This is a genomic window from Pseudomonas sp. PDM10, assembly GCF_014852295.1.
Taxonomy (GTDB): Bacteria; Pseudomonadota; Gammaproteobacteria; order Pseudomonadales; family Pseudomonadaceae; genus Aquipseudomonas.
The window spans coordinates 473380-485413 of sequence record NZ_JACVBJ010000002.1 but is presented as its reverse complement, the minus strand read 5'-3'; the positions used below and the strand labels follow the sequence as shown (position 1 = coordinate 485413).

General features: G+C 59.7%; 9 protein-coding genes and 2 pseudogenes. 8 read left to right on the top strand and 3 right to left on the bottom strand.

The features are described 5' to 3' along the window. Nucleotides 1-37 precede the first annotated feature (37 nt). The 8 genes and pseudogenes from IB252_RS08780 to IB252_RS30550 all read left to right on the top strand — a co-directional run. Nucleotides 38-1096, top strand: a complete 1059-nt coding sequence (locus IB252_RS08780; protein ID WP_111449581.1) for a phenylacetaldoxime dehydratase family protein — start codon at nucleotides 38-40, stop codon at nucleotides 1094-1096. Between the two features lie 134 nt (nucleotides 1097-1230). Next, entirely contained in the window at nucleotides 1231-2100 is an 870-nt protein-coding gene (locus tag IB252_RS08775) for a transporter (protein ID WP_192408221.1), read from the top strand. Nucleotides 2101-2310: 210 nt separating this feature from the next. Further along, nucleotides 2311-3825, top strand: a complete 1515-nt coding sequence (locus IB252_RS08770; RefSeq protein WP_192408220.1) for an amidase — start codon at nucleotides 2311-2313, stop codon at nucleotides 3823-3825. Between the two features lie 93 nt (nucleotides 3826-3918). Then, nucleotides 3919-4518 (top strand): nitrile hydratase subunit alpha, encoded by a 600-nt coding sequence (gene nthA, locus IB252_RS08765; RefSeq protein ID WP_111449584.1) that lies wholly within the window; start codon nucleotides 3919-3921, stop codon nucleotides 4516-4518. A 44-nt stretch (nucleotides 4519-4562) separates the two neighbouring features. Beyond that, nucleotides 4563-5225, top strand: coding sequence for a nitrile hydratase subunit beta (gene nthB, locus IB252_RS08760; RefSeq protein ID WP_192408219.1), 663 nt, complete (start codon nucleotides 4563-4565; stop codon nucleotides 5223-5225). Further along, complete coding sequence (locus tag IB252_RS08755) at nucleotides 5222-6445, top strand: GTP-binding protein (protein WP_192408218.1); 1224 nt, start codon at nucleotides 5222-5224, stop codon at nucleotides 6443-6445. The genes nthB and IB252_RS08755 overlap by 4 nt, the downstream gene beginning before the upstream one ends. Nucleotides 6446-6543: 98 nt before the next feature. Further along, nucleotides 6544-7536: pseudogene (locus IB252_RS30415) on the top strand (PAS domain-containing protein); the annotation flags it as partial. Beyond that, nucleotides 7537-7821 (top strand): annotated as a pseudogene (locus IB252_RS30550) (methyl-accepting chemotaxis protein); the annotation flags it as partial. Nucleotides 7822-8010: 189 nt separating this feature from the next. Here IB252_RS30550 and IB252_RS08745 read toward each other — a convergent pair. From IB252_RS08745 to IB252_RS08735, 3 genes are all read right to left on the bottom strand, one after another. Then, complete coding sequence (locus IB252_RS08745; protein ID WP_111449598.1) at nucleotides 8011-8883, bottom strand: DNA/RNA non-specific endonuclease; 873 nt, start codon at nucleotides 8881-8883, stop codon at nucleotides 8011-8013. A 509-nt stretch (nucleotides 8884-9392) separates the two neighbouring features. Beyond that, on the bottom strand, nucleotides 9393-10709 hold the full coding sequence (locus IB252_RS08740) for an MFS transporter (protein ID WP_192408216.1): 1317 nt from the start codon (nucleotides 10707-10709) through the stop codon (nucleotides 9393-9395). A 94-nt stretch (nucleotides 10710-10803) separates the two neighbouring features. After that, complete coding sequence (locus tag IB252_RS08735) at nucleotides 10804-12021, bottom strand: fumarylacetoacetate hydrolase family protein (RefSeq protein WP_192408215.1); 1218 nt, start codon at nucleotides 12019-12021, stop codon at nucleotides 10804-10806. Nucleotides 12022-12034 lie beyond the last annotated feature (13 nt).

Sequence of the window (12034 nt, the reverse complement as noted above, 5' to 3'; positions counted from 1 at the left end):
AGATAACCGCATACCAAAAAAAACCAAGGAGCCCCCCATGGAATCTGCGATCGATAAACACCTCAAATGCCCGCGGACGTTGTCTCGTCGCGTCCCCGATGAATACCAGCCCCCCTTCCCCATGTGGGTTGCGCGCGCCGATGAGCAACTGGAACAGGTGGTGATGGGATATTTGGGAGTGCAGTACCGCGGGGAGGACCAGCGTGCAGCGGCCCTGCACGCCATGCGCCACATCGCCGCGAGCCTGAGTTTGCCCGACGGCCCACTGAGCCATGACCTGACTCACCACACCGACAACAGCGGTTACGACAACCTGATGATCGTCGGTTACTGGAAAGACCCAGCCGCCCATTGCCGCTGGCTGCGCTCGCCTGAGGTAATCGAATGGTGGTCATCAGAGGATCGCCTGAGCGACGGTCTCGGTTACTTTCGGGAAATTGTCGCCCCGCGGGCCGAGCAGTTCGAGACGCTGTATGGCTTTCGCGAGGAATTACCCGGTGTCGGCGCCCTGATGAACACCATCAGTGGCGAAATCGAAGAGCACGGTTACTGGGGATCCATGCGTGACCGCTTCCCGATTTCCCAGACCGACTGGATGGCACCTTCCGGTGAACTGACGGTGATCACTGGCGACCCGGCCAAAGGTGGGCGCGTGGTCGTGCAAGGCCACGACAATATCGCACTGATCCGCTCCGGCCAGGACTGGGCGGATGCTGGCGAAGAAGAACGATCACTCTATCTCAACGAAATTCTGCCGACGCTGCAGGCGGGTATGGATTTCCTGCGCGACAGTGGCAAGGACCTGGGTTGCTACAGCAATCGCTTCGTGAATTACATCGACCTGGACGGCAATCTTCTGAACCTGAGCTACAACATTGGCCACTGGCGCTCCCTGGAAAAACTCGAGCGCTGGGCCGAATCCCATCCGACCCATCTGCGGATCTTCGTGACCTTCTTTCGGGTCGCCACCAGCCTGTCGAAGCTACGGCTTTATCACGAAGTCTCGGTATCCGACGCCAAGGATCAAGTGTTCGAGTACATCAACTGCCACCCGCAGACCGGCATGTTACGTGACGCGGTGATCCCTAAAACCTGACGTCTGACGCTACCCGGCGTCCACGGGCGGTCTCGATCCGAATTCCGCCCTGACACGGATCTCGCTCCCAAACATCTTTTGGCCCCCCATCTCTAGCGCATGGGGTTGGGGGCCCTTTTGTCAGGAAATCGATCATGAAGTTGAGTCACTCTTTACTCGTGCTGTGCATGCTGCCGTTTGTTAAAAGCCAGGCCATCGAGGTAGCTCCCGGCGATTTCGAGCCATTGCCGGCCGGCGCCAACGCCTTGCTGCTCTACTACCAGCACGCTGACCGCTCGGACCTGTACCAGAACGGCCACAAGGTCTCCGACGACGCCAGGCTCAGTTCGGACATCGGCATCCTGCGTTATGTGCACGCCATCGGCCTGTCAGAAAACCTCTCATGGGAACCGCAGATTCTGTTGCCTTTCGGCCAGATGAACGCCTCGGGAGATATCGGTGCCTTGGGCGATACCCGCGGCATCGGCGACCCGATCATTACCGCGCCGCTGAAGTGGACGTTGCCCACCGCAAACAAAGACATCTTCGCCTTGGCACCCTATCTGTACTTCCCGGTGGGGAGCTACGACAAAAACGATGCCCTGAACCTCGGCGAGAACCGCTGGCGCGCTACGCTACAGGCGGCGTACATCCACCATTTCTCCCCGAAATGGGCGCTGGACACGGTGGCCGAAGCCTCTTGGGTGTCGGCCAACAATGACTTCGGCCCGACCGGGGCGAAACTGGAAGAAAACACCCGTTACGAGTACCAGGCCGCCGTGCGCTACAACTGGACGCCGAGCACCACCTTCGCCGTTGGCGGCGGCTACATCACCGGCTCGGCGACCACCGTCAACGGGATCGATCAGCACGATGGGGTATCCACTTCCTACGGGCGTTTCACCGTCACGCACTTCATCGAGCCCACGCTGCAGATTCAAGCCCAGATCGGCACGGACATCGAGGTCGAACAAGGCTTCAAGGAAGGCGCACGCCTGAACCTGCGCGTCTTGAAAGTGTTCTGAGCGCGCCACGCGTAGCAGGTTGTCCTTTTCAACCAAGTGGCTGTCCTTCTCAGCCAAGCAAAGACTGAGAAGGATGCCTAACTTGAACCCAGTTACTCACCCGATTGATGTCGCTCCCGGTAACCGGCGCGAGGTGTTTTGCGAACACCGTCGAACGCTCCCGTACAGACTGGCCCGTCGTCGATCACAGACAAAAAGAATAGGAAAATCATGGCCATTGTTCGCCCTACCCTCGACCAACTGCAGGACATCGCTGGCCGGCTGAATATGCAGCTGACCCACGAGCAGGCAGCGGAATACCTGGCACTTATGCAACCAAGTTTCGACGCCTATGACCTGGTCGACGAGTTGCCGGATTTCACCCCACCGGTTCGCTACGACCGCAGTTCCGGCTACCGCCCGTCTAACCCGCAAAACCTGCTCAACGCTTGGTATTACAGGACTGAAGTAAATGGCGCCCGTGAGGGCAAGCTTGTAGGCAAGACTATTGCGCTCAAGGACAACATCTCCTTGGCTGGCGTACCGATGATGAACGGCGCTTCTATCCTGGAAGGGTTTGTACCGTCGTTTGACGCAACCGTGGTGACTCGTTTGCTAGACGCCGGGGCTACCATCCTGGGCAAGGCGACCTGTGAGCACTACTGCCTCTCCGGTGGCAGCCACACCTCTGATCCGGCGCCCGTACACAACCCATACCGGCAAGGTTTCGCTGCCGGCGGCTCCTCCTCCGGAAGCGCTGCATTGGTGGCAGCGGGCGAGGTGGACCTGGCGGTTGGCGGCGATCAAGGCGGCTCGATCCGCATCCCTTCAGCGTTCTGCGGCACCTATGGCATGAAGCCGACCCACGGTCTGGTGCCCTACACCGGGATCATGGCGATCGAGGCCACCATCGACCATGCCGGTCCCATCACCCGCAACGTGCGTGACAACGCGTTGATGCTGGAAGTCATGGCCGGTGCCGACGGGCTCGATCCTCGCCAGGCCGCCCCTCAAGTCGACGCCTACTGCGACTATCTGCAGCGAGGTGTGAGCGGACTGCGGATCGGCATCCTGCAGGAAGGCTTCCAGCTGGCCAACCAGGATCCACGAGTTGCCAACAAGGTACGCGGCGCCATCGCCCGACTCGAAGCCTTGGGAGCCCGCGTCGAAGAGGTCTCCGTTCCCGAGCACAACCTGGCAGGTTCGCTGTGGCACCCGATCGGCTGCGAAGGTCTGACCATGCAAATGATGCATGGCAATGGCGCAGGCTTTAACTGGAAGGGGCTCTACAACGTCGGCTTGCTGGATAAACAGGCTGGTTGGCGGGAACAAGCGGACGCATTGTCCGCGTCGCTCAAGCTGTGCATGTTTGTCGGCCAGTACGGCCTGGAACGCTACAACGGTCGTTTCTACGCCAAGGCACAGAACATCGCACGCTTCGCCCGGGCCGGTTACGACAAGGCGCTGCAGAACTACGACCTGCTTGTCATGCCGACCGTGCCGATCATTGCCCAGCCCCACCCTGAGCCGGGTTGCTCGATCACCGAGTACGTGGCCCGAGCGCTGGAAATGATCGGCAATACCGCGCCGCAGGACATTACCGGCCATCCGGCCATGTCGATCCCGTGCGGTCTGGTGGACGGCCTGCCCGTCGGGCTGATGTTCGTTGGCAAGCACTATGCCGAAGGCACCATTTACCAGGCGGCGGCAGCGTTCGAGGCCGATGTCGACTGGAAGACGTTGTAAGGCTGCCTCCCCCCAAACCTCCCGGACATCAATAAAAAACCGGGGGCTGTTCTTCACTTTTTTGACCGTGTTAAACCGATGAGGAGTTACACCATGAGCGCCACTGTATCCCCAGCATCCACTTCGACGCCCAGCGAGCGAGCCTGGGCCTTGTTCAAGGTGATGAAAGAAAAGGAACTGATTCCAGAGGGCTATATCGAGCAGCTGACCGAATTGATGGTGCACCAATGGAGCCCGGAAAACGGCGCCCGTGTAGTCGCCAAGGCCTGGGTCGATCCACAGTTCCGGGAGCTGTTGCTCAGAGACGGCACCGCCGCGTGCGCGCAGTTCGGTTTCACCGGCCCGCAAGGCGAATACATCGTGGCCCTGGAGGATTTGCCCCAGCTGAAAAACGTCATCGTCTGCAGCCTGTGCTCTTGCACCAACTGGCCGGTCCTGGGGTTGCCGCCGGAGTGGTACAAGGGTTTTGAGTTCCGTGCACGCCTGGTTCGTGAAGGACGCACCGTGCTGCGTGAGATGGGCACAGAGTTGCCAAGCGATGTGGTCGTCAAAGTCTGGGATACCAGCGCGGAAAGCCGCTACCTGGTCCTGCCCGTAAGGCCCGAAGGCTCCGAGCACATGAGTGAAGAAGAGCTTCAGAAACTGGTGACCAAGGATGTGCTGATCGGGGTTGCCCTGCCCCGCGTACGTTGACCCAAAAGACGCTCTTCATTTTCTAATTTTCGGAGGTTTTTATTATGGATGGCTTTCACGATCTCGGTGGTTTTCAAGGCTTTGGCAAGGTTCCCCATGTCATCAATAGCCAGGATTACAAACAAGTATTCAAACAGGAATGGGAGCACCTGGCTTACAGCCTGATGTTTATCGGCGCCGACCAGTTGAAAAAATTCAGCGTCGATGAAATACGTCACGCCGTCGAACGACTCGATGTCCGCCAGCACGTTGGCACGCAATATTACGAACGCTACGTCATCGCCACGGCCACGTTGCTGGTCGAAACCGGCGTCATTACCCAGGAAGAACTCGATCAGGCATTGGGTTCAACCTTCAAATTGGCCAACCCTCCCCACGACAAGGGCCGCCCCGCCATCACTGGCCGCCCGCCATTTGAAGTGGGCGACCGGGTAGTGGTTCGCGACGAGTACGTGGCCGGACACGTGCGCATGCCGGCGTATGTGCGCGGCAAGGAAGGCATCGTCCGACACCGCACCTCGGAAAAATGGCCGTTCCCGGACGCCATCGGTCACGGCGATTTGAGCGCAGCGCACCAGCCCACCTACCACGTCGAATTCCAGGTGAAGGATCTGTGGGGCGATGCCGCGGATGATGGCCTGGTTGTCGTCGACCTGTTCGAAAGCTATCTGGACAAGGCCGTCGATGCGAAAACGGGGGCCGCATGATTGACGGGGCCCTGTCGGGCCGGCTGCCGGTGACGGTCCTTTCAGGCTTCCTCGGCTCCGGCAAGACGACCCTGCTCAACCACATCCTGCGCAATCGCGCAGGCATGCGGGTGGCGGTCATCGTCAACGACATGAGCGAAGTCAACATCGACGCCGAGGACGTAGCACGCAATGTGTCGCTGCACCGCGGCAGCGATGAACTGGTCGAGATGAGCAACGGCTGCATCTGCTGCACGCTGCGCGCTGATCTGCTTGAGCAGATCAGCCTGCTGGCGCGTCAGCAGCGCTTCGATTACCTGCTGATCGAGTCAACTGGAATCTCCGAACCGATGCCGGTCGCCGAGACCTTCGCCTTCCTCGACTCGCAAGGTTTCAGTCTGAGCGAACTGGCGCGGCTCGATACCTTGGTCACCGTCGTCGACGGCAGCAACTTCCAGGCGCTGCTGGCCTCGCGGGACACCGTTGGCGGCGCGGACGAAACGGGCACGCCATTACGCCACTTGTCCGATCTGCTGATCGAACAGGTGGAGTACGCCAACGTCATCCTCGTCAGTCGTCTGGACCTGATAGGCGAGAAAGGCTTTCTGGAACTGAGCGCCCTCCTCGCAGGCCTCAATCCGAAGGCAGAAATCCTGCCCATGACCCACGGTGCCATCGATCTGTCGAAAATCCTCGACACCGGCCGCTTCGATTTGCCGAGTCTGGTGCAGTCACCCGGCTGGATGAAAAGTCTGGAAGCCAGTGACGAGCATCCTCCCGAGTCGGACACCTATGGAATTGCTTCCTGGGTGTATCAGGAGCGTGCGCCATTCCATCCTCAACGTCTGCTGGAGTTCCTGCAGCGGCCCTGGCTCAACGGGCGGCTACTGCGTTGCAAAGGCTACTTCTGGGTCGCCAGCCGGCATCTGGACATCGGCATGCTGGTGCAAAGTGGCGGGCAATTTCGTTGGGACTATGTCGGGCGCTGGTGGGCATTCATCGCGCAGTCGCAATGGCCCCAGGACGACTATCGCCGACAAGGGATTCTGGCCAAATGGGACGACATCACCGGTGATTGCCGGCAGGAAATCGTCTTCATCGGTCAGGGTCTCGACCTGGATATGTTGAAGCGGCAACTGGACGCCTGCCTGTTGACCCCGGAAGAGATCATGGACGGTCCACAGATGTGGCCAACCTTGCCGGGCGCAACATCCTTCGACCTCCAGGCATTGTCACACTGACTGCTCAGCGAACAGCCTTTCAATACACCCACTTTAGCGAGGCCGGGCAAACCTCGTTATGACCTTTGACTTCAATTTCACAGACTGAGAGGCGCTGTATGTTGTTCTTCAGCAGAACTACTCATCGGACACTGGCTTCACTCGCCGACAGGCTGGATCGACCCGAGATCGCTGACTCATCGATCACGTCGGCCGATCCGCTGTTGCGGCGGATTCTGACAAGGGTGGAGGGCTTTCTCAGTGAACGGCGAGATCTGCGGGCGCGAGAAGAGAAGCTGAGCCAAAACCTCGAGCAAATCACCTCCCGCCTCGCCGAGCGCGACGGTCAGTTGCAACAGCTGGAGACTCGCTGGGAACTCGCCGTTCAAGGGTCGGGTGACCTGTTCTGGGAACTGGAGCTCGGCGCAACCACACAACCAGATACCGATAGCACACTGCGGTGGTCGGGGTCCTGGCCGATCCACGCACCGATGCCCGACCAGCTCAATCTCTGGAGCGAGCGGCTGCACCCGGGTGACCGTCAGCGCAACCACGATGCGTTGTCGAAGCATCTTGCAGATCGCAGCGGCCGAACATCCTATGCCCTAGATGTTCGAATGGCCTTCGAAGGTGAATATCGCTGGTGCTGCATCAGCGGAAAATCCCGCCGCGATGCCCAAGGCATGCCCGTGACCATCGCCGGAGTGTTGCGCGACATCCATGCACAACGCTTGCAGGACGAGGCGCTTTCACTGGCTGCCACCCGTTTCGAGATTGCCCGGGAAATGCTTCACGACGGGCTCTGGGACATTGAGGTGGTGGCTGGCGATCCGGCCAATCCGAAGAACGCCATCTGGTGGTCTTCACAGATGCGGCGCCTGCTCGGTCACACAACGGCTGAAGAGTTTCCCAACACGTTGGAAGCCTGGTCGTCACGCCTGCATCCCGAGGACAGCCAGCGCGCTGTAGGCGCCTTCGTCGCACACGTCGATGATCGCAGCGGTAAGACTCCCTTCGACGTCGACTACCGGCTCAGGCATAAGAACGGTGAATACCGTTGGTTCCGCGGCCGTGGCCAGACCCGGCGTGCGGCTGACGGTTCACCGCTGCGGGTGGTGGGCGCCATCACCGACATTCACGCGAGCCACGAGGAGAGACAGTTGCGCGAGACCCAGGAACGACAACACCAGGCCATGCAGGAAAACCTCACCAAACTGACGCAGATCGTTGCCGCCATTCAGGGCATCGCCAACCAGACCAACCTGTTGGCGCTCAACGCAGCGATCGAGGCCGCCCGCGCAGGCGAGGCCGGACGCGGCTTCGCCGTGGTTGCCGACGAAGTTCGCAAGCTCGCCACTCGCACCAGCCAGGCGACTCAACAGGCTGCCGACATGATAGAGGGCTACTGACCCGCCCCGAAATAGCCGCCCCTTGTTTGCCATATCGAACCGAAAGAAAGACTGTTTAAGTCGTGAGTCGTTTGAAATCCGATGTCACGCCGCAATTTTTTAAACCGCCGCTATCTATCCGTGAATGAAACACCCCATCGGTTGCATCCAGCCTTTGGGGTGCAGTTCATCAAGCCATCAAGACCGCCCTACGGAACCTGTGACCGGAAGATTCCCCAGCAAGTGGAGCCCGGTACTCTTCACGAAAGCGTCATAGTCCATCGGTCTCTCGATACGGGTTTCAGCGTTGGGCAGTACGTAGGCCCAGGCACGCTTGGACGATGCGTCGTAAACCAGCTTGAACAGACGGGTCGGCACCCAGACCTTGTTGTCGCCGATGGTGGTGTGGCCCGAGTCAAAGAGCGGGCCGGTAAAGACAAAAACATTGCCATCGGCGCGCTTGGCAAATTTTCTGACATCCGCCTCGACCTTACTCCAGATCTTCCGGTTGTTGGTCGGGTCTTGCGGCACCATGTTCGACAGCGCAAAGGATTGGGCCATTGCATTGGGGTTCGGTGCATCGGCTGCCGGGGATTGATGACCACGGTCCACCGCCGGATGTTGGCTACGGTAGTCGCTCAATTCTGCCCGCCCACTCTTGGGGATGCGTGGGTCCGGGTAGAACTGGTTGGTGCGCTCCTCCCCTTTGGCATCCTGCAGTTGGGAGGCATTAAGGCGTTCGACCACTACCAGCGGCGTCTTGCTGGTTTGCGAGTACAGCACCGCAAAGTTGTCAGAGCACAGGGCCAGGGGTTTCATGGTTGCAGGCACAGTGGCCATGTTGATCGGTTTGGCTGCCGGGAACAGATCTGTACAGCCGTCAAACGATGCCTGTTTCTGTTTGTTTGAATAGAGTTCCAGCGCCGCGTTCTGGCTGATCGAGCCCGAGCGGGACACGTGTTCCTGATGCTGGGTGGGCGGCTTGAGGAGATCTAGCAGACTGCGGGCTTCTGCCCCGGTCGAGAGCAAAACAAGGGCCGACAGCCCAACTGCAATTTTGCGTAGGTGCATGCTTTAAATCTTCGAATTGGATTGAGGGGTAAACGTACGGCGAGTCCCGATTCACGGAACCAGGTGGAGGCGGTTGCTGATTATCTTGCGGTGAGCATGCTTTCACTGTCCTTGATCAAAATGCCAATGCGGATCCGGTCGGCTCCGAGCAGTACGACCGCTGACGGTCGTGCGGGATTTATTGACCATGACAAGTCACTTTAGTGCTGAGCAGCGATTACATTCTATTGGCCCAAATGAATCAACAGCTCATGACCATTGGGCCTATCTAAGCGGGCTCCTTAATTGGCGCGAAACGTTTTCCTCCCATGCGTCGCACGAAGGCTTTTCTGAGCACGTCGACACTGTGCGACAAAGGGACGGGCGACGATTGCTTCATCGCCCTCCTCTAGTCCGTTCCATGAGCAGTTAGATCACGCTGCTCGACTGCCTCACGGATAACGTTGAACCAACGCGACCGTCAGTATCCCCTTGGGCAAGTGCCCCCTGCCGCCGATGACTTAAAGCCCTTACTCGGTCACACCAACGATGTGCTCAGGAGCAGGCTCGGCATCGCTGATCGGTGCGTTGAGCAGCAGGTAGTACGCCAGGGCTGAACACAGGGCCACCACCGCGCTGATCATGAACGCGGTATTGAACGACCCCGAGTACTGGATGCTGAAGCCGGTGACGATCGGCGCGACGGAACCGGCAATGTAGCCGCCGAAGTTTTGGATCGAACCGAACGAGGCTACCCGGCGGCTGTCGACGATGGTGTTGACGATCATCCAGGCCGTTGCACTGGCCATGTTGATGCTGAACAGCGCCAGGCATAGCAGGATGATGCAACCGGTAAGGCCGGTGACAAACGACAGCGGCACGGTGAACAGTGCAGCCAGCACCAGGCCGGTGATCACGCCGAATTTGCGGCTGGCCAGAATGCTCATGCCGCGGCGAACCAGCCTGTCGCAGAAGCGTCCGGCGACGATGGTGCCCACCGCGCCAAAGCCATAGGCCAGCGACACCAGCCACGCGGTCTTGTACAGGTTCAAGCCATGCTCGCGCTCGAAGTAACCGGGCAGCCAGGTCAGGTGCAGCCACAGCATGTAGATCACGCCCATGAAGCCCAGGACCGCACCCCAGGTGCTGCGGTGCTTGAACAGGTCGAGCCAGCCGGCGAAGTAAGAGACCTTCGGTGCCTGCGAGGTGGTCGCTTGCACTTGGGGCTTTTTCTCGGTTGGCAACGGCTTGCCTTCAGCCGCGAGGTCGGCCAGATACCGCGCCTTGCTCTTGTAGAAGGTCAACCAGCACAAGGCCAGAACGATACCGATTGCGCCGGTAATGACGAACATTCCGCGCCAGCCGAAGTTGACCATGAACAGCGTCAGCAAGGGCGGCGCCAGGCATGGGCCCAGGCAGGTCGACGACCAGACGATACCGGTCGGCGTACCGCGCTCGTTGGCATCGAACCATTCGGACAGGGCTTTGGCCGCCGAAGGAAACATCGGTGCCTCACCAATCCCCAGCAGCACGCGCAGGCCCATGAAGCCAGAAAAGCTGTTGACCATGCCGCACATTGACTGAGCCACTGACCAAGCCAGCAACGAGGCGCCCAGAGCGATCTTGCTGCCCAGGCGGTCGATGATCATGCCCATCGGCAACTGCGCAAAAGCGTAGGCGATGGAGAAGGCCGACAACAGAATGCCCATCTGCGAGGGGCTGATCATCATGTCCTTCTGGATTGAGGTATTGGCGATCGACAGCGCACTACGGTCCAGGTAGTTGACGATGCCGATCAACAACAGGAAGACAACGGTGATGCTTTGATACTTCTTCAGTGTGTTCATCTGATGGCCTTTATTATTGTTATTGCAGCGGTTTCAATGCCCGGTGGTCCTTCAACCGGAGACACACTCATCCTTGGGGTATGACGAAAAAAAATCAGGGCTGACGCGCCGTCACCGCCCCCTCGAGCAGGCCACGCCGACTCAAGCTTTCGATTAGCGAACGCAGGCCGAAATTCCACTGCGGCGCCTGGTCGCTGGTGGTCACGCGGTTGCTCAGGGTGCCCAGTTGCGCGTTGCTGATGGCCACCATATCGCCCAGCTTGTGGGTGAAACCGTTGCCCGGCTGGTCGCGGTCCTGCTTGGGGGCGAACAGGGTACCGAGAAACAGCACCAGGCCATCGGGATATTGGTGGTTTTCGTTAAGGGTCTGCTGGACCAGGTCGAGCGGGTCGCGGCTGATCTGGCGCATCGAACTGTGGCCTTCAAGGATGAAACCGTCCTGGCCTTCGACGCGCAAATCCACTTGCGCGTTACGCACGTCATCCATGTTGAAAGTCTCGTCGAACAGGCGCAGCAAGGGTCCCAGAGAGGTGGATGCGTTATTGTCCTTGGCCTTGCCCAGTAGCAAGGCGCTGCGCCCTTCGAAGTCGCGCAGGTTGACGTCGTTGCCGAGCATGGCGCCCTGTACGGTACCGTTGCTCGACACCGCCAGGACCACTTCCGGCTCCGGGTTGTTCCAGCTTGATTTGGGGTGAATGCCGATGTCGGCGCCGTGGCCGACCGCCGACATCGGCTGGGCCTTGGTGAAGACTTCGGCGTCCGGGCCGATGCCCACTTCCAGATACTGGGACCACAGGCCCTGCTCCACCAGTACCTTGCGCAAGGCTTCGGCCTGGGCCGAGCCTGGGACGATTTGCGAAAGGTCGGCGCCAATGCGGCTGGCCAGGGTGTCGCGGATCGCGTCGGCCTTGGCCGGGTCGCCCTTGGCCTGCTCTTCGACCACGCGCTCCAGCAGGCTGGCGGCGAAGGTCACGCCAGCGGCCTTGACCGCTTGCAGGTCGATCGGCGCCAGCAGCCACGGCAAGTTTTCGTCGCGCAGGCTCGGGTCACTATTGTCCAGCAACGCGGGCAACTCGATTAGAGCCTGGGTCAAGGGTAATGCACGCAAATACGCCACAGGGTCAGCCACTTCAAGCAAGGCCGAGACGGTCGCCACATGGGCACTGATATCGTGCACGGCGCCGGACTTGACCAGCACCACTGCCGGCCCCTGGCCGGGCAACCAGACGCGTCCGACCCAACTGCCGGTATTAAATACGGCGGCGTTGTTGCTCAACTGCAGCGGTGCTTGTGCTCTTGATTCGTTTGTCATGTCTGCACTCTTG

Coding starts and splice junctions, on each gene's coding strand:
- IB252_RS08735 (WP_192408215.1), bottom strand. CDS start 12,021: ATGACAAACGAATCAAGAGCACAAGCACCGCTGCAGTTGAGCAACAAC.
- nthA (WP_111449584.1), top strand. CDS start 3,919: ATGAGCGCCACTGTATCCCCAGCATCCACTTCGACGCCCAGCGAGCGA.
- IB252_RS08775 (WP_192408221.1), top strand. CDS start 1,231: ATGAAGTTGAGTCACTCTTTACTCGTGCTGTGCATGCTGCCGTTTGTT.
- nthB (WP_192408219.1), top strand. CDS start 4,563: ATGGATGGCTTTCACGATCTCGGTGGTTTTCAAGGCTTTGGCAAGGTT.
- IB252_RS08740 (WP_192408216.1), bottom strand. CDS start 10,709: ATGAACACACTGAAGAAGTATCAAAGCATCACCGTTGTCTTCCTGTTG.
- IB252_RS08755 (WP_192408218.1), top strand. CDS start 5,222: ATGATTGACGGGGCCCTGTCGGGCCGGCTGCCGGTGACGGTCCTTTCA.
- IB252_RS08770 (WP_192408220.1), top strand. CDS start 2,311: ATGGCCATTGTTCGCCCTACCCTCGACCAACTGCAGGACATCGCTGGC.
- IB252_RS08745 (WP_111449598.1), bottom strand. CDS start 8,883: ATGCACCTACGCAAAATTGCAGTTGGGCTGTCGGCCCTTGTTTTGCTC.
- IB252_RS08780 (WP_111449581.1), top strand. CDS start 38: ATGGAATCTGCGATCGATAAACACCTCAAATGCCCGCGGACGTTGTCT.